This is a genomic window from Sulfitobacter marinus (assembly GCF_900116285.1).
GTDB classification, from domain to species: Bacteria; Pseudomonadota; Alphaproteobacteria; order Rhodobacterales; family Rhodobacteraceae; genus Sulfitobacter; species Sulfitobacter marinus.
Genome location: NZ_FPAJ01000001.1, coordinates 759,286 through 776,075, shown reverse-complemented (window position 1 = coordinate 776,075; position 16,790 = coordinate 759,286). Strand labels below are relative to the sequence as shown.

Here is a 16,790-nt window from a genome sequence, read left to right as displayed (position 1 = left end):
CAGCCCATAGGAACCGGATGATCCCCGAGCGCGTTATCTTTTATATTATAGATGACAGCTAATGAGGACCCAATGGCGCTGCACTCTACCACTGAAAAAGATCTGGATCGCTTGCAAGGGCTGGCCCGCAGTATGGATTATGCATTCCGCATCCCTCTGCTTGGCATTCGGTTGGGTTGGGATTCACTCTTGGGCCTGGTGCCGGGGATCGGGGATGCACTTGCCTTGGCCCCTGCTGGCTACATCATGAAAGAGTCGCACCGCATGGGCGCAAGCGCCGCAGTATTACGGCGCATGGGGGCAAATGTGGGCATCGACCTTGCGATTGGGGCCATCCCACTTGTCGGTGATCTGTTTGACATCGGCTGGAAGGCAAACACCCGCAACGTGGCCTTGTTGAGGGATCATTTGAATCACCGTAGCTCGGCCGAGGATGTGGTTGAGGGGAAACTTTCGTCGCATCACCCCATCCTGCGAGGGTAAGCGGCTGATACGAAAAAGGGCCGCAGTTGCCTGCGACCCTTAATCAGTTCTCAAAATCAGGAAGGCTTAGCCAACCAGTTCAAGACCAGAGAAGAAGTAAGCGATTTCAACTTCGGCTGTCTCAGGTGCGTCCGACCCGTGAACCGAGTTTTCGCCAACTGATTCAGCAAATTCAGCGCGGATGGTGCCGGCCGCTGCGTCTGCAGGGTTGGTTGCGCCCATAACTTCGCGGTTTTTCGCGATGGCGTTTTCGCCTTCCAGAACTTGGGCAACGATTGGCGCGGAGGCCATGAATTCGCACAGTTCGTCATAGAAGGGACGCTCGGCGTGTACTTTGTAAAACTCGCCTGCTTGCGCTTTGGACAGGTGAATACGCTTGCTGGCAACAACGCGCAGGCCTGCGTCTTCGAATTTCTTAACGATTGCGCCGGTGAGGTTGCGGCGTGTTGCGTCTGGTTTGATGATCGAGAATGTGCGCTCAAGGGCCATGATAGCTCTCCTATAGGGGTTAAATTGGGCGCTCCCTAACATGGGGATTGCCGCGTGAAAAGGCGCGATTGACGCGGGGCCAGACATGGTTCACACCGCGCCCATGTTACGCATTTCAGAAATCAACTATTCCATCGAAGGCCGTCCCTTGTTTGAGGAGGCCAGCGCCGTCATTCCCGAAGGTCATAAAGTGGGCCTCGTCGGCCGCAATGGCGCGGGCAAAACCACCTTGTTTCGCATTATTCGTGGGGAATTGGGGCTGGACGCCGGTGAAATCACCCTGCCGTCGCGCGCCAAGATTGGCGGCGTCGCCCAAGAGGTGCCATCGTCGGAGGTTTCGCTGATTGACACGGTGCTGGCGGCAGATATTGAACGCGCCGCGTTGATCGTGGAATCCGAAACCACCAAAGACCCCGCGCGCATTGCCGAGGTGCAAACCCGCCTTGCCGACATCGACGCGTGGTCGGCCGAAGGGCGCGCGGCCTCGATCCTCAAGGGGCTTGGTTTTGACGATCACGACCAGCAACAGCCCTGCTCCGCCTATTCTGGCGGCTGGCGCATGCGTGTGGCCTTGGCCGGTGTGCTGTTCGCCCAGCCTGATGTGCTGCTGCTCGATGAGCCGACCAACTATCTCGACCTTGAAGGGGCGTTGTGGCTGGAAAACTATCTGGCCAAATATCCCCACACGGTGATCATCATCAGCCACGACCGTGGATTGCTGAACCGCGCCGTCGGTGGGATCTTGCACCTCGAAGACCGCAAGCTGACCTATTACCAAGGTAACTATGACCAATTCGCCAAAATGCGCGCCGAAAAACGGGCGCAACTGACGGCGCAGGCGAAAAAGCAGCAGGCGCATAAGGCGCATATGCAAGCCTTTGTGGACCGGTTCAAGGCCAAGGCATCCAAGGCCAAACAAGCGCAGTCGCGGATGAAAGCCATTGAAAAGATGGTAACAATTACCCCACCCGAGGAAGCGGCGCGCAAGGTCTTTACCTTCCCGCAGCCTGATGAGCTGTCCCCCCCGATCATCAGCATCGAAGGCGGGTCGACAGGCTATACCGAAGGCAATCCTGTGCTCTCGCGGCTCAACCTGCGCATCGACCAAGACGACCGCATCGCGCTTCTGGGCCGCAACGGTCAGGGCAAATCGACCCTGTCGAAGCTGCTCTCCAACCGTCTGGTCCTGTTCGAAGGCAAAGCGGTTAATTCCAACAAACTGCGCATCGGATTCTTTGCCCAGCATCAGGTGGATGAGCTGATCATCAACGAGACCCCGTTGCAGCACATGATCACTGCGCGCCCCGGCGTGATGCAGTCCAAACTGCGCGCGCAACTGGCAGGTTTTGGCCTTGGCCCCGACCAAGCCGATACCGAGGTTGGCCGCCTGTCCGGTGGTCAAAAGGCACGCCTGTCGCTGTTGCTGGCAACCCTTGATGCGCCGCATCTGCTGATCCTCGATGAACCGACCAACCACCTTGATATCGAATCCCGCGAGGCTTTGGTCGAGGCGCTGACCCGTTATTCCGGCGCGGTGATCCTTGTCAGCCACGACATGCACCTGCTGTCGATGGTCGCAGATCGTCTGTGGCTGGTGTCCGATGGCACGGTCAAACCCTACGAGGACGACCTCGAAGCCTATCGCAAGATGCTGCTGACGGTTGAAAAGCCCGTGAGTAAGAACCCTAAGCCTGTTAAAGAGGCCCCAAAACCCAAGCGCGCCAACCGCGAAGACATCCTTGCCCTGCGGTCAGAAGTCCGCACAGCCGAGGCCCGCGTGACCAAAATCAACGACATGCGCGATAAGCTGGCCAAGAAACTTGCCGACCCTGCCCTTTACGAAAAGGAAAAAGTCGGCGAACTTGAGGTGTGGAACAAAAAATACGCCGAAGTCATGGCAGCCCTTGAACGTGCGGAAGCGATCTGGATGGCGGCTCTGGAAAAACTGGAAACAGCCTCCGCCTAAGATTTCTCTGGCTGACAAATATCCCGGGGGATGGTTTCTAGAAACCACTTCTCAAGCGAAATGGATGGGGCTGGCCCCCGGTATTACATATGATGACACTCGACATTGCCTTTATGATCACGGCCTTTGCCACGATGATCGTCATCATCGACCCCTTTGCGATTGGGCCGATGTTTCTGGCCCTCACCCCCGGCCTGTCCCATGCGCAGCGCCGCCGTGTCGCATGGCGCGGTGTGTTTATTGCCGGGCTGATCTTGTTTATTTTCGCCGCCTTCGGCGAGGCCGTGCTGGGTTTCATCGGCATTTCCATGGCCGCCTTTCGGGTGGCTGGCGGGGTTTTGCTATTTCTAACTGCGCTTGAAATGCTGTTTGACCGGCGCACAAAGCGGCGCGAGCAAGCCACGACAGACCCGGACCATGACGCCGAGGATCACGACGACCCGTCAGTGTTTCCGCTGGCAATTCCGTTGATTGCGGGCCCCGGTTCGATTGCTTCGGTGATCCTGCTGACTGGCGAAAAGCCGGGTATCGAAGGGTTCGTGACGGTGATGGGGATCACCTTTGCGGTGTTGGCCCTGATGGGGATCACGATGCAGGCAAGCGGTTATCTTGAACGTGCTTTGGGCAAGGTTGGCATTAACGTGATCACCCGGCTTTTGGGCATGCTTTTGGCAGCACTTTCGGTGCAATTCGTGCTTGATGGCCTTAGCGCCTTTGGTTTTGGGCCGGGTGCGGGCTGACAAACCCCATCACGCGCCCCATATTCCACCCAAGGAACAACGGAGCGTCCAATGGCAGAATTTGAAACCGGTCGTTTGATATATCTTTTGGTCTTGCTGGCGATGGTCGCTGGCTGGTTCTTCATGCAGGGCCGCGGCGAAGGATTTAACAAAACCCTGCAACAGGCCGCAATTTGGGGCATGATTTTTGTTGGTGCCGCAGCAGGTTACGCGCTGTGGGATGACATCGCGCGCAATTCCGGCGCGCCCCAGCAAAGCTATTCAGGCGGGATCGGCACCGTCACCCTGCCCCGTGCCCAAGATGGCCATTATTATTTGACGGTGCAGATCAATGGCGCGCCGATCCGCTTTGTCGTGGATACCGGTGCCAGTGACATGGTCCTCACCCGCGAGGATGCGCAGCGCGTCGGTCTATCGCCTGATACGCTCAACTATCTTGGTCGCGCCAATACCGCCAACGGAGAGGTGCGCACCGCCTTTGTGCGGTTGAACGAAGTGCAATTGGGCGATGTGCGCGATTTCGACGTGCCTGCCGTGGTGAATGACGGCGAGATGCAGCAATCTCTGCTGGGGATGGGCTATCTGCAACGCTGGGGCCGGATTGAGATTTCAAATAACGAGCTGATTCTGACACGTTAGCGTCGCGCAGTAACCTGTTCAGGTCTCGGCCTTTTTCTCCCAACGGCCGCTTTCTTCCGACCAGTATTGCGCTGACGCACCTGCATCCTTCAGTTTCTTCCACTGCCCGCGCGCTTTGTTCAGGGCCAGATCATCCAACCCGTCAAACAAAATGCACACGCGATCAAGGGCCGCGACCTCGTCCGCTGTTACGTCGGCACCGTGGATCGAAAACACACAAGTGGCCCCATTTGGCGCATCGGTTTGGGTGGTCAACAGAACCGGTTGTTCCGCATCATGGGGACCGCCAGCCAACCCGTGTGGCAGAAACCCGTCGTCGGGGCCCTGCCACAGGGCGGCATCCATTTGCGCCAATAAATCGGTATCGGTGCCGCGCACCGCCACGCGCCACCCAGCCCCTTGGGCCTTGCTCAACAGCATGGTTAACGTCTCGACCAAAGGTCGCTGTGTCAGATGGTAAAAATACGCGGCACCCATTGGGTTATTCGCCCTCGAAATTGTCCGAAATCAACCGGTTCAGGGATGCAACGCCCCATCCAGTAGCCCCGATCGGCGACAAGGTTGTCTCAGTTTTAAGCGAGGCAACCCCGGCAATATCAAGATGGATCCAGGGGGTTTCGTCCTTGACGAAGCGCCCCAGAAATTGCGCCGCTGAAATGGCACCGCCATCGCGCCCGCCGATGTTTTTCATATCCGCGATCCGGCTTTTCAACAGCTTGTCATAGCCCGGCCCCATGGGCATCCGCCATGCGCCTTCGCTCTCGGCCTCAGCAGCCTTGAGAAAGGCATTGCATAGCGCGTCATTATTCGAGAACACGCCGGCATTTTCATGGCCAAGGCCGATCACGATGGCGCCTGTCAGGGTGGCCAGATCAATCATACCAGCAGGTTCGAAACGGTCCTGCGCGTACCATAACACATCGCACAGCACCAAACGGCCCTCGGCGTCGGTGTTGATCACCTCGACTGTGTCACCCTTCATCGTTTTAATTACGTCACCGGGGCGCGTTGCCGTGCCCGAGGGCATGTTTTCGACCAGACCGACCAGACCGACAACATTTGCCTTGGCCTTGCGCAGGGCCAAAGACCGCATAACCCCGGCCACGACCCCGGCGCCGCCCATGTCCATGGTCATATCCTCCATGCCGACGCCGGGTTTCAGGCTGATGCCGCCTGTGTCAAACACAACGCCTTTGCCGATCAGCGCCAGTGGGGCTGCGTCTTTTTCGCCGCCATTCCATTTCATAACAACGACATAAGACGGGCTGGCCGATCCTTGACCGACGGATAGAAGGGTCCGCATCCCCAGCTTCTCCAGCGCATCATCGTCCAGCACCTCGACCTCAAGGCCGATGTTTTCCATTTCGGCTAGGCGGTCAGCGAATTCGGTGGTTGTGAGCACATTGGCCGGCTCATTGGTCAGGTCGCGGGTCATAAAGACCCCGTCAGCGATGGCCAGCAGGGGTTCTGCCGCCTCTTTCACCTCATCGGGTTTGCTGGCCATGATTGTGACCGTCCCCTTGCGCGGTTTGCCATCGCTTTTGTTGTCCTCAAAGCTGTAGTCGCGCATGGCAAGGCCAAAGCACAGCTCGGCCGATTTGCGCAACCCGCCTGTCAAAACCAGCAAATCGGTCGCACCGCGCAGCTTGGCCAGGCTTGCCCCAGCTTTGCGCAGATCATCAATATTCGCGTTGTTTGCCAAGTGGATCACATCGACCGCTTCTGCCGTCATGCCGGTGGGATAGCCCATGCTCAGTACCTCGCCGGGTTTAAGATCGGCGAATTTGGTTGTTTGAATTAGACGTTCCAGCGCACCTTTGGTCAGTTTGTTGATCCGGCGCGCGCTTGGGTTCATCTTGCCTTCGGAATCAATGGTGACGGCAACACGGCCCGCGTGCCCGGCAATTTGGTCGATGTCAGTTTGGGCAAAGCTGATTGGGGTCAATGCGGTCATGATCGGCGTCCTTTTCATATGAATTACCTACAGACCTAGCGCGCAGTCGCCGCTAAGGCCAGATAGCAGTTTTCGCCGAGGAAAATTTGTTTTATCCTGCGTCGAAAATATCCGCTAAAAACCCAAGGGACGCAGAATGGCTAAGTTCGACCGCTATATGTTGTCCCAGTTTCTGATCCTGTTCAGCTTCTTTGCGCTGGTCCTGGTCGCGATTTTCTGGATCAACCGCGCCGTTATCTTGTTTGACCGCCTGATTGGCGATGGCCAGACGGCGCTGGTGTTTCTGGAATTCACCGTGTTGGGTCTGCCCAAGTTGATCACCACAGTATTTCCCATCGCGGCATTTGCAGGATCGGTCTATGTGATCAACCGCATGACCAGCGAGGCTGAGCTAACCGTGCTTCAGGCGACGGGCAGCGGCCCTTGGCGTTTGGCACGCCCGGTGCTGGTCTATGGGATCTGCGTTGCGGCGATGTTGTCTGTTCTGACCCATTTTTTGGTGCCAATGGCCAAAGCGCAACTGACCCAACGCGAGGCTGAGATTTCACGAAACGTATCCGCGCGGCTGCTGACCGAGGGCGAATTTCTGCACCCCACGTCCAAGGTGACGTTCTACACCCGTTTGATCGGCCCGAATGGCGTTTTGCGCGATGTATTTTTGTCAGATCGCCGTGATCCTAATGAGGGCATGATATATTCCGCATCCGAGGCCTATCTTGTGCGCAATGGTGACGGGAAGACCGTGATTATGGTAGACGGTCTGGCGCAACGTCTGAACAATGAAACCAACCAGCTATCGACGACCAAGTTCCGCGACTTTTCCTTCGATATATCGGCGCTCGTTAGCGACATCACCAATAATTATACGTCGGTCGATACGATGGTGACCCCTGCGTTGTTCACAGGTTGGTCCGCCCTTGGAGCCAAGGTCAGGGTATCCCAAGGGATGATCGCTGAAGAATTTCACAGTCGGTTTGCTGCGCCGCTGTTTTGTATCGTCGCGGCCATGATTGGCTATGCCACATTGATTTTGGGCGGGTTTTCACGGTTTGGCGTCTGGCGTGAAATTGTGATCGCTTTTGGGCTGTTGATTGCCATTGACGGTTTTCGTGGAACGATAGAAGGCGTGGTGCGCAGCGATGCCAGCCGGTGGCCGCTGATCTACCTGCCAAGCTTGATAGGACTAACTATTGCGCTGGCGATGATCTGGCAAACCGCGCATCCCGGCGCGCTGCGCCGGATGCTACGGGTGAAGGGGGCGGCATGATCCTGCATTTCTATTTCGCGCGCCGTTTTCTGACGGGCTTTTTGCTGATATCGGCGGTGCTGTTTGCACTGTTGATCTTGATCGATATGGTTGAACATGCGCGTAAATTCGGCAGCTATGATATCGGGTGGCAGCGCATTTTGGGGCTGACCCTGCTTAACACCCCCGAAACCATGAACCTGATTTTACCCTTGATCATGATCTTGGCGACCGTTGTTTTGTTTTTGTCTCTCGCGCGATCTTCCGAACTTGTCGTGACACGTGCGGCGGGGCGGTCCGCGCTTGTTGCCTTGCGCGCACCTATTGTGACTGCGTTTCTCATCGGTGTGATGGCCGTTGGCATGCTCAATCCGATTGTGGCCGCCACTGCGAAACGTTATTTGCAGCTGACCGAGAATATTCGCGCGGGCGGTGCCTCTGCTTTGTCGATCAGCGCCGAAGGTCTGTGGCTGCGTCAGGGCGGTGAGCTGGGACAAACGGTGATCCGAGCGTGGCGCTCTAATGAGGACGCGTCGGTGCTCTATGATGTCACCTTTATTGCCTACGCCCCCGAGGGTGGCCCCATTCGCCGGATCGAGGCGACTAGCGCCGCGCTGGAAGATAACACTTGGGTGCTGAGCGGCGCAAAGTCATGGCCGCTTGAAGTCGGGGTGAATGCCGAAGCCAATGCCGAGTATTTCGAGACGCTGACATTGCCATCCAATCTAACGCTGGACCGTATCCGCGAAAGCATCAGTGATCCGGGGGCGGTCTCGATTTATGACTTGCCTGATTTTATCCGTCAGCTGGAGCAGGCAGGGTTTTCGCCCCGCCGCCACAAAGTCTGGCTTCAGACCGAAATGGCGCGCCCGTTTTTCCTGGTGGCGATGGTTCTGGTTGCGAGCGCATTCACCATGCGCCATACGAGGTTCGGGGGCACAGGCATTGCCGTGTTGGCATCTGTTCTGTTGGGGTTCGGTTTGTATTTCATTCGCAGTTTTGCACAGATTTTGGGGGAAAACGGACAGATTCCAGTTGTCCTGGCGGCTTGGGCACCACCGTTGGCGTCGATCCTATTGGCGCTTGGCTTGTTGCTGCATGCGGAGGATGGCTAATATGCGGCAGTTGTTGTTGGCGCTTTGCTTGCTGCTGCCCCTGCCCGCAGTTGCGCAAACACCCGATGAGCGTCCCGCCGTTTTGGTGGCGGATGACCTGTTGATCACTCGCGATCGTGTGTTGATTGCGCGCGGCAACGTCGAGGCGTTTCAAGGCGATACCCGCATTCAGGCCAAATCAATCAGCTATGATGAGCAAACCGGCGCGCTTACGATCGAAGGGCCGATTGTACTGACGGATGGCGGGGATACTGTCATTTTGGCTGATGAGGCGCAATTGGACAGGGATTTGCAAAATGGTCTGTTGACTGGCGCACGTATGGTGATGGACCAACAGGTGCAATTGGCAGCGGTGCAGCTCGACCGGGTGGATGGGCGCTATAGTCAGCTCTATAAGACGGCGGTAACATCCTGTAAGATATGCGAAAATGGGGAAGTCCCTTTGTGGCAAATCCGGGCGCGCCGGGTGATCCACGACAAGGTTGAACAGCAACTTTACTTTGATGACGCGACCTTCCACATCAAAAACGTGCCGGTCTTTTACCTGCCCCGTTTGCGCATGCCAGACCCGACATTGTATCGCGCGACCGGTTTTTTAACATCATCAATACGGACAACATCGCAACTGGGCACCGGCCTCAAAATTCCATATTTTATAAAATTGGGCGACAGCCGTGATCTGACCCTGACCCCATATCTGTCGAGCGCTACCCGCACATTAGAATTCAGATATCGGCAGGCATTTGTCGACGGGTATACCTCACTCGAAGGGGCCTATACCCGAGATGACGAGATCCCCGGTACAAACCGCGGCTACATTAATTGGCTGGGCTGGTTCGATTTGGAACGCGATTTTATACTGAGCTTCAACATCAAGATCGTCAGCGACGAATCCTATTTGACCGAATACGACTATCTGGGCGGCGTGGGCGGAGACCGTTTACGCAGCGATATCGTCGTCAGCCGTACACGGCGCGATAGTTACGTACAGGCGAGCCTGTATAATTATGAATCGCTTCGCGACGGCGAGATAAATTCGACCTTACCAACCATCGTCATTGACGGAGAGTTTGAGCGTCGCTTCTTTCCTAAATCGGTTGGCGGCGAAGTACGCCTGTCACTGAATGCGCATAGCCATCGCCGTAGCTCGACCGTGGACATCACCGGCCGCGATCTGGCGCGCATCAATGGCAAGTTGGAGTACTTGCGCCGGTTTACCCACCAAAGCGGCTTGGTGTCGGACGCCCGTGCTGGCTTGGGGTTTAACGGCTTTGATATCACCCAGGATTCTACATATGCCCAAAACCACACCGATCTGGTGCCATTCGCCTCCGTTGGCCTAAGCTATCCGATGGTGCGCGCCGGGGCCGGTGGTGTGACGCAAATGCTGACGCCGCTGGCTCAAATCGGCTGGATCGGTGGTGATCGTCTGGACATCCCGAACGAGGAAAGCACACGGGTCGAGTTCGATCAGGGAAATTTGCTGAGCCTGTCGCGTTTTCCCAGCCCGGATCGTCAGGAACGCGGCACTGTGACTGCGGTGGGCATGAACTGGTCGCGCTTTGATCCGCAGGGGTGGGATGCTCATATTTCGGCGGGTCAGGTGTTCAGGGCGATCCTGGACGAAGATTTCACCGAATTGTCGGGGCTTTCGGGACACCAATCAAATATCTTGCTGGCCGGTCAACTCCGTAATCAAACGGGAATGTCGCTGACAGCCCGCAGCTTGTTTGACACCGATTTTGAACTGACCAAAGCCGAAATACGTGGCGATTGGGGCTTTCGGAACATCGTCCTTGGCGGCACATATGTCTGGATGGAAGCCGATGCAGCAGAAAATCTCAACGAACCCGTGTCAGAGATTTCTCTGGATGGAACCTATGATTTCCACAATCATTGGGCGGCGAATGGTGATGTCCGTTATGACATTGAAAACAACCGTGCGACCACGGTCGGGCTTGGGCTGACCTATATCAATGAATGCGTCAGCGTCGACCTTTTGGTGCGCCGTCGCTATACCTCATCAACAAGTGTTGAGCCCTCGACAGATATCGGGTTTAACATCGGCGTGCGGGGCTTTTCTGCCTCCAACGGAAAAGAAAGATATGTGCGATCATGTGGGATGTAACTAAGATGAACCTGAGCCGTCTGACACAGCGCCTTGCGATTGCTGGATTTGCGGTCATGGCCGCCGCACCCGCCTTTGCGCAAAACCTTTATGCGCCTGTCGCTAAGGTGAACCAATCCGTTGTGACCGAATACGAAGTGCAGCAGCGGCAAAAGTTTTTGCAGCTTTTGAATGCACCTGGTGCCACCCGTGACAGGATCGTAGACGTCTTGATCGACGAGCGCATCCGCAACGAAGCGGTGGCCGACGCGGGGATTGAGCTGACCCCCGAAGGCATCGATGAAAGCCTTGCAGAATTTGCAGCCCGCGCAAATCTGAGCACCGAGGAATTTACCAAAGCGCTTGGCCAGTCCGGCGTCTCGCCCGAGACATTTCGCGATTTTGTGGTGAATTCCATCGGCTGGCGTGAGTTGGTGCGGGCGCGCTATTCATCGCGGGTCCAGATCACCGATGCGGAAATCGACCGCGCACTGGGCACAGCCAGTAACAGCGGCGTGCGGGTGCTTGTCTCCGAGATTATTATTCCAGCCCCGCCTGAGAACGCTGAACAAGTGACGGCCTTGGCCGAACAAATCTCGCAGTCGCAATCGGTGGGGGAGTTCTCCAATTATGCCACGCAATATTCCGCAACCGCCTCGCGCGGACGTGGAGGCCGTCTAGGCTGGCAAGACCTGTCCTTGCTCCCGCCGACATTGCAGCCGCTGATCCTTGCGCTTGCACCGGGCGAAGTGACAGCACCCCTGCCGATCCCCAATGCGGTGGCTCTGTTCCAGTTGCGCGATATTCAGGAAACCGGCAACCCTACCAGCAGCTATTCCTCGATTGAGTATGCCGCGTATTATCTGGCTGGTGGCCGTAGCCCCGAAACCTTGGCCCAAGCTGCGAAAATTCGCGCCCGCGTTGATACCTGCAACGATCTCTACGGGGAGGCCCAAGGCCAGCCCGCCGAGGTGCTTGAGCGTACCACGAAGGCCCCCGGCGAGATCGCCCAAGACATCGCGATTGAACTGTCCAAGCTTGATCCGGGTGAAGTGTCCACGGCGCTGACCCGCTCCGATGGCCAAACGCTCATGTTCCTGATGTTGTGCAGCCGCACAGCCACCGCGAACCAAGAAGCCAGCCGCGATGCGGTGATCAATGCGCTGCGTCAGGAACGTCTGGCGGGCTATGCGGATCAATTGCTTGATCAGCTCAAGGCCGACGCCCGTATCGTGCGCAAATGACCGGCGCGCGGCCTGTCGTCATCTCATGCGGTGAACCGGCAGGCATCGGGCCAGAGGTCGCAGCCCGCGCTTGGGCTGTGCTGGCCGGCGAAGTGCCAATGGTCTGGCTCGGCGATCCGCGCCACTTACCGGCGGATATTCCGCACCGTGTGGTTAATGATTGCGATCAGGTACTAAATACATCCCCCGACGCGCTTCCGGTTTTAGCACATGCCTTTCCTGCGGATAACGTGCTGGGGCAAGCCAACCCCGCCAATGCCCAAGCCGTGATTGACGTGATCGCACGCGGGGTGGATCTGGTGCGCGCGGGTGATGCCTGCGCCCTGACCACGGCCCCTATTCATAAAAAGGCGCTCAAGGACGGCGCGAATTTCGCTTATCCGGGTCATACGGAATACCTCGCCGCACTTGCCGGTGTCGATGACGTGGTGATGATGCTGGCCTCGGATCAGCTGCGTGTTGTGCCCGCGACGATCCACATCGCGCTGGATCAAGTCCCGCATGTCCTGACACCCGCCCACCTGCGCCGGGTAATCGAAATCACCGCTGCTGGCCTGAAAACCCAATTCGGCATCGCGCAGCCTAAAATCGCCATCGCGGGCCTGAATCCCCATGCGGGCGAAGGCGGCACAATGGGTCGTCAGGAAATCGACTGGATGAACGATCTGGTCAAGACCATGCAAGACGAAGGGTTTGATCTGATGGGGCCCTTGCCCGCTGATACGATGTTCCATGCCGCCGCCCGTGCTCGCTATGATGCGGCGATTGCGATGTACCACGATCAGGCGTTGATCCCGATTAAAACACTGGATTTTGACCGCGGCGTGAATGTTACGCTGGGGTTGCCTTTCATTCGCACCTCACCGGATCATGGCACTGCCTTTGACATCGCAGGCACAGGCATCGCAAACCCCACCAGCATGGTCGAGGCGATCCGCCTAGCCTATAAAATGGCGACGTCCTGATGCTTCTCTGGCTCTTAAATATCCTCGCCGAAGGCGAAATCACAACATGACCGCAATCGATACGCTTCCGCCTTTGCGCGATGTCATCAACACCCATGATCTCAAGGCGCGCAAATCGCTGGGGCAGAACTTCCTGCTTGATCTCAACCTGACCGCCAAGATCGCGCGCCAAGCGGGCGATATGTCCGGCTGCGACGTGCTCGAGATCGGTCCTGGTCCCGGTGGCTTGACCCGCGGCTTGCTGGCCGAAGGGGCGCGGCGGGTGCTGGCCATCGAAAAGGACAAACGCTGCCTGCCCGCGCTGAACGAGATCGCGCAGGCCTATCCCGATCGGTTGACCGTGATCGAAGGCGACGCGCTTGAAATTGACCCGCTGGCCTATCTGACTCCGCCCATCAGGATCGCGGCCAATCTGCCTTATAACGTGGGCACGGAATTGCTGGTACGCTGGCTGACCCCTGCTGAATGGCCGCCGTTCTGGGACAGCCTGACATTGATGTTCCAACGCGAAGTGGCGCAAAGGATCGTGGCCCAGCCCGGTTCCAAGGCTTATGGCCGGTTGGCCTTGTTGGCGCAGTGGCGGGCGGACGCACGGATCGTGATGAACCTCCCGCCCGAGGCCTTTACACCGCCGCCGAAAGTATCCTCTGCCGTGGTGCATTTGACCGCCCTTGCGGAACCCCGTTTTCCCGCTGATCCTGCTGTGCTGAACCGCGTTGTTGCGATGGCCTTTAATCAACGGCGCAAAATGTTGCGCGCAGCGCTCAAGGGGGCTGCACCGGATATTGAGGATCGTCTGATCGCTGCGGGTATCAAACCAACGGAGCGGGCTGAACAAATCCCTCTTGAAGGGTTCTGTGCCTTGGCGCGCGAGATCGCCAAACCTTAGGCCCCCTAACCCGGCCCTAGAAATAACGGCCCTGAAATGTGAAAGGCCCCGCATAATGCGAGGCCTTTTTAAATATTTCTACCGGTCTATTCAGCAGCTTCGTTGTGATCACCGCCGTCAGAAATCGGCCCTGATGCATCATCCGGTTTGGCCTGCGGCTTGCGCCGGGGTGCGCGGCGTGGCTTGGGCTTGTTCTCGGGTGTTTCAACCAGCGTGCTACCGTCGTCCCCGCCCTGCGCCGCGCTATCGCCTTGAAGAAGGTCGGGTTGCTTGGCATTGCGGTTGTTGTTGCGACGGCGCTTGGGCTGCTGATCTTTGTTGTCTTGACCATGTTGCTGGGACTGGTCAGTGCCGCCCTGATTGCCCGTGTCAGCATCACCGTCATTTGACGGCCCACCATTGGCCGCTTCGCGTTCCTGACGCTCGGCCCGTTCGCGGTCACGTTCGGCTTGGCGTTCGCGGTTCTGGCGCTCCTGCTCTTCCTGACGTTCGCGCTGCTGGCGTTCTTGTTCCTCGCGGCGCTGGTCCATTTCTCGCTGTGCTTCGGATAGCATGCGCAGGTAGTGTTCTGCGTGTTGCTGAAAGTTTTCAGCTGCAACACGGTCATTGCTCAACTGTGCATCGCGGGCGAGCTGGTTGTATTTCTCAATAACCTGCTGCGGTGTGCCGCGGACCTTGCCTTCGGGGCCAGAGCTGTCGAACACGCGGTTCACGACGTTGCCGCCACCATGTGGTTGACGGTTGCGACTGTTCTTGGATCTGGAACGTGATCTTGAAGATTTCATGTAATTCGTTCAGCCTTGTTGTGCTGTGCTTCGAGAAAGCCGCCGGATGCATCGGCATCCTTCAAAAGCGCGCCATACGATTTGTTGGGCTTAACGCCGCGCGGGACCGCCAATAGGCATCCACCGCTGCAACATGATTGAATAAGCACGGCTGTCAGGCGTGATCAAGCACAAACTGTCAAGAATGCGATAGATCGTGCTGATTTTGCGATATCATGCTGGTGTATCGGCCCAAAGCACACGATCACGCCCGTCAAGATCAGGTAAAATGCGCACGCGGCCCCATCCGGCGGCTTTGAAAATCCTGGCGACATCGGCCCCTTGCTGCCAACCGATTTCCGCCAAAACCCGTCCCGTCGCGGTCAGATACCCTTGGGCTTGCGACGCGATCACGCGGTAGGCACTTAACCCGTCAAGCCCGTCCGTCAGCGCCATTTCAGGCTCATGTAGCCGCAACTCGGGTGACACGGCGGCCATTTCCGATTTTGCCAGATAGGGCGGGTTTGCCACAACCAGATCAAACCGGCCATTTGCGGCCTCGAACCAATCAGATTGGCGGATGTCGGCGCGGGTGTGCACACCGTGCAAAACGGCATTGGCGCTGGCTTGCAGGCAGGCTGATTCTGACAGGTCCAACCCAACGCCTTGCGCCTCTGGCCGTTCAGCCAGCAATGTCACCAGAATGCAGCCCGATCCGGTGCCAAGGTCCAGCACAGTGTCAAACGGTTCAGACAGCGCCAGCTCGATTAGGGTTTCGGTTTCGGGTCGTGGGTCCAATACATCGCGGCTGACTTTGAAATCGCGTCCGTAAAAGGCGCGCTGCCCGACCAGATGCGATACCGGCACCCGCACCGCGCGCAACGCGATCAGGTTCTCATAGCGCTCTGCGATTTCTGGCGCGATCTCTTCCGGTGCGATCAAGGTGACGCGTGAGGCGTCCACCGATGCCGCATGGGCCAATAGCAGCCGTGCATCGCGTGCGGGGTCTGGCACGCCAGCGGCGCGCAATCTTGCAACCGCCGCCGCCATCGCCTGCGCCGCAGTCGGTGCGCTCACTGGCCCATCTCCGCCATCATCCTGGCTTGGGCATCCGCCGTCAGCGCGTCGATGATTTCATCCAGATCGCCCTGCATAATGGCATCAAGCCGATAGAGCGTTAGATTGATCCGGTGATCGGTCATCCGCCCTTGGGGAAAATTATAGGTCCTGATCCGCTCTGACCGGTCGCCCGACCCAACCTGCGCCGCGCGATCCGCCGACCGCGCGCTGTCGACCCGCTGACGTTCCGCATCATACAGCCGCGCTTTCAGGACCTGCATCGCGATCTCGCGGTTGCGGTGCTGTGATTTTTCAGACGACGTCACAACGATGCCGGTTGGAATATGGGTGATACGGACCGCGGAATCGGTGGTGTTGACGTGCTGCCCCCCTGCCCCCGAACTGCGCATCGTGTCGATCCGCAAGTCATTGGCGTCGACGTGAATATCCACATCCTCCGCTTCGGGCAGTACGGCAACAGTTGCCGCCGATGTATGAATGCGACCGCCGCTTTCCGTTGTCGGCACACGCTGCACGCGGTGCACACCGGATTCGTATTTCAACCGGGCAAAGACGTTCTGACCCTTGATATGGGCGACGACTTCCTTGACGCCCCCCAACTCGGTCATTTGCTCTTCGATCAGATCAAACTTCCAGCCCTGGGACTCGGCATAGCGTTGGTACATCCGCAACAGATCAGCGGCAAACAGCGCAGCCTCGTCCCCGCCGGTGCCGGGCCGTATCTCAAGCATCGCAGGTTTCGCATCCGCTGCATCCTTGGGCAGCAACGCCAATTGCAGAGCGTCCTCCGCTTTGGGCAAGGCTGCCTTCAGGCGCGGCAGTTCCTCCTCGGCCAGCTCCGCCATCTCTGGGTCTTTGAGCATGGCGCGCGCATCGTCCATGTCTTGCAACAATTGGCGGTATTCTTCGATCTGCTCCACCACCGGGCGCAGGTCGGCATATTCCTTCGCCAGCTTGGCAAAATCAGCGCCGTCTGATCCAGACGACATAGACGCCTCCAGAAACTGGAAACGTTGAGTAATTTGGGCAAGGCGGTCCATGGGGATCATCGGGTTTCTGTCGCTGATGATAGCGCTTTGGTCAAGGGCCGCCGCGTGTTAATATGATGG

The 16,790-nt window shown here is 57.7% G+C and carries 16 protein-coding genes; 10 read left to right on the top strand and 6 right to left on the bottom strand.

Going from position 1 to position 16,790, the window contains the following annotated elements; all coding sequences use genetic code 11:
• Positions 1 to 72: 72 nt before the first annotated feature.
• Complete coding sequence (locus BM347_RS03775; protein ID WP_093915045.1) at positions 73 to 483, top strand: DUF4112 domain-containing protein; 411 nt, start codon at positions 73 to 75, stop codon at positions 481 to 483.
• Between the two features lie 66 nt (positions 484 to 549).
• Here the strand turns inward: BM347_RS03775 and ndk are convergent, their stop codons facing one another.
• On the bottom strand, positions 550 to 972 hold the full coding sequence (gene ndk / locus BM347_RS03770; RefSeq protein WP_093915044.1) for a nucleoside-diphosphate kinase: 423 nt from the start codon (positions 970 to 972) through the stop codon (positions 550 to 552).
• A 103-nt stretch (positions 973 to 1,075) separates the two neighbouring features.
• Between ndk and BM347_RS03765 the strand changes: the two genes are divergently transcribed.
• The 3 genes from BM347_RS03765 (at position 1,076) to BM347_RS03755 (ending at position 4,317) form a co-directional block, all read left to right on the top strand.
• Positions 1,076 to 2,938 (top strand): ABC-F family ATP-binding cassette domain-containing protein, encoded by a 1,863-nt coding sequence (locus BM347_RS03765; RefSeq protein WP_175498479.1) that lies wholly within the window; start codon positions 1,076 to 1,078, stop codon positions 2,936 to 2,938.
• A gap of 92 nt (positions 2,939 to 3,030) precedes the next feature.
• A complete protein-coding gene (locus tag BM347_RS03760; RefSeq protein ID WP_175498504.1) occupies positions 3,031 to 3,678 on the top strand; it encodes a MarC family protein in 648 nt (215 codons plus the stop codon).
• A 51-nt stretch (positions 3,679 to 3,729) separates the two neighbouring features.
• Positions 3,730 to 4,317: a retropepsin-like aspartic protease family protein gene (locus BM347_RS03755; protein WP_093915041.1), complete on the top strand. Its 588-nt coding sequence runs from the start codon at positions 3,730 to 3,732 to the stop codon at positions 4,315 to 4,317.
• Between the two features lie 18 nt (positions 4,318 to 4,335).
• Here the strand turns inward: BM347_RS03755 and BM347_RS03750 are convergent, their stop codons facing one another.
• Entirely contained in the window at positions 4,336 to 4,794 is a 459-nt protein-coding gene (locus tag BM347_RS03750; RefSeq protein WP_093915040.1) for a DNA polymerase III subunit chi, read from the bottom strand.
• 4 nt (positions 4,795 to 4,798) lie between these two features.
• Positions 4,799 to 6,271: a leucyl aminopeptidase gene (locus tag BM347_RS03745; protein WP_093915412.1), complete on the bottom strand. Its 1,473-nt coding sequence runs from the start codon at positions 6,269 to 6,271 to the stop codon at positions 4,799 to 4,801.
• 136 nt (positions 6,272 to 6,407) lie between these two features.
• On the opposite strand from BM347_RS03745, the gene lptF reads away from it, so the two are divergent.
• The 6 genes from lptF to rsmA are packed head-to-tail and all read left to right on the top strand — an operon-like array spanning position 6,408 to position 13,837.
• The gene (gene lptF, locus BM347_RS03740) at positions 6,408 to 7,538 is read left to right on the top strand and encodes an LPS export ABC transporter permease LptF (RefSeq protein WP_093915039.1); all 1,131 of its coding nucleotides are present in this window, start codon (positions 6,408 to 6,410) and stop codon (positions 7,536 to 7,538) included.
• Complete coding sequence (gene lptG, locus BM347_RS03735) at positions 7,535 to 8,632, top strand: LPS export ABC transporter permease LptG (protein WP_093915038.1); 1,098 nt, start codon at positions 7,535 to 7,537, stop codon at positions 8,630 to 8,632. The genes lptF and lptG overlap by 4 nt, the downstream gene beginning before the upstream one ends.
• 1 nt (position 8,633) lies before the next feature.
• Positions 8,634 to 10,760, top strand: a complete 2,127-nt coding sequence (locus BM347_RS03730; protein WP_093915037.1) for an LPS-assembly protein LptD — start codon at positions 8,634 to 8,636, stop codon at positions 10,758 to 10,760.
• Positions 10,748 to 11,983 carry a peptidylprolyl isomerase gene (locus tag BM347_RS03725; RefSeq protein ID WP_245764173.1) on the top strand — a complete coding sequence of 412 codons (1,236 nt, stop codon included), beginning with the start codon at positions 10,748 to 10,750 and terminating at the stop codon, positions 11,981 to 11,983. The genes BM347_RS03730 and BM347_RS03725 overlap by 13 nt, the downstream gene beginning before the upstream one ends.
• Positions 11,980 to 12,948: a 4-hydroxythreonine-4-phosphate dehydrogenase PdxA gene (gene pdxA, locus BM347_RS03720; protein WP_093915035.1), complete on the top strand. Its 969-nt coding sequence runs from the start codon at positions 11,980 to 11,982 to the stop codon at positions 12,946 to 12,948. The genes BM347_RS03725 and pdxA overlap by 4 nt, the downstream gene beginning before the upstream one ends.
• A gap of 46 nt (positions 12,949 to 12,994) precedes the next feature.
• Positions 12,995 to 13,837, top strand: coding sequence for a 16S rRNA (adenine(1518)-N(6)/adenine(1519)-N(6))-dimethyltransferase RsmA (gene rsmA, locus BM347_RS03715; RefSeq protein WP_093915034.1), 843 nt, complete (start codon positions 12,995 to 12,997; stop codon positions 13,835 to 13,837).
• 86 nt (positions 13,838 to 13,923) lie between these two features.
• Here the strand turns inward: rsmA and BM347_RS03710 are convergent, their stop codons facing one another.
• From BM347_RS03710 to prfA, 3 genes are all read right to left on the bottom strand, one after another.
• Positions 13,924 to 14,622, bottom strand: coding sequence for a DUF4167 domain-containing protein (locus BM347_RS03710; protein WP_093915033.1), 699 nt, complete (start codon positions 14,620 to 14,622; stop codon positions 13,924 to 13,926).
• Between the two features lie 213 nt (positions 14,623 to 14,835).
• Positions 14,836 to 15,678 carry a peptide chain release factor N(5)-glutamine methyltransferase gene (prmC, locus tag BM347_RS03705; protein ID WP_093915032.1) on the bottom strand — a complete coding sequence of 281 codons (843 nt, stop codon included), beginning with the start codon at positions 15,676 to 15,678 and terminating at the stop codon, positions 14,836 to 14,838.
• Positions 15,675 to 16,730, bottom strand: a complete 1,056-nt coding sequence (prfA, locus tag BM347_RS03700; protein WP_093915031.1) for a peptide chain release factor 1 — start codon at positions 16,728 to 16,730, stop codon at positions 15,675 to 15,677. Before prfA ends, prmC begins: the two co-directional genes overlap by 4 nt.
• Positions 16,731 to 16,790 lie beyond the last annotated feature (60 nt).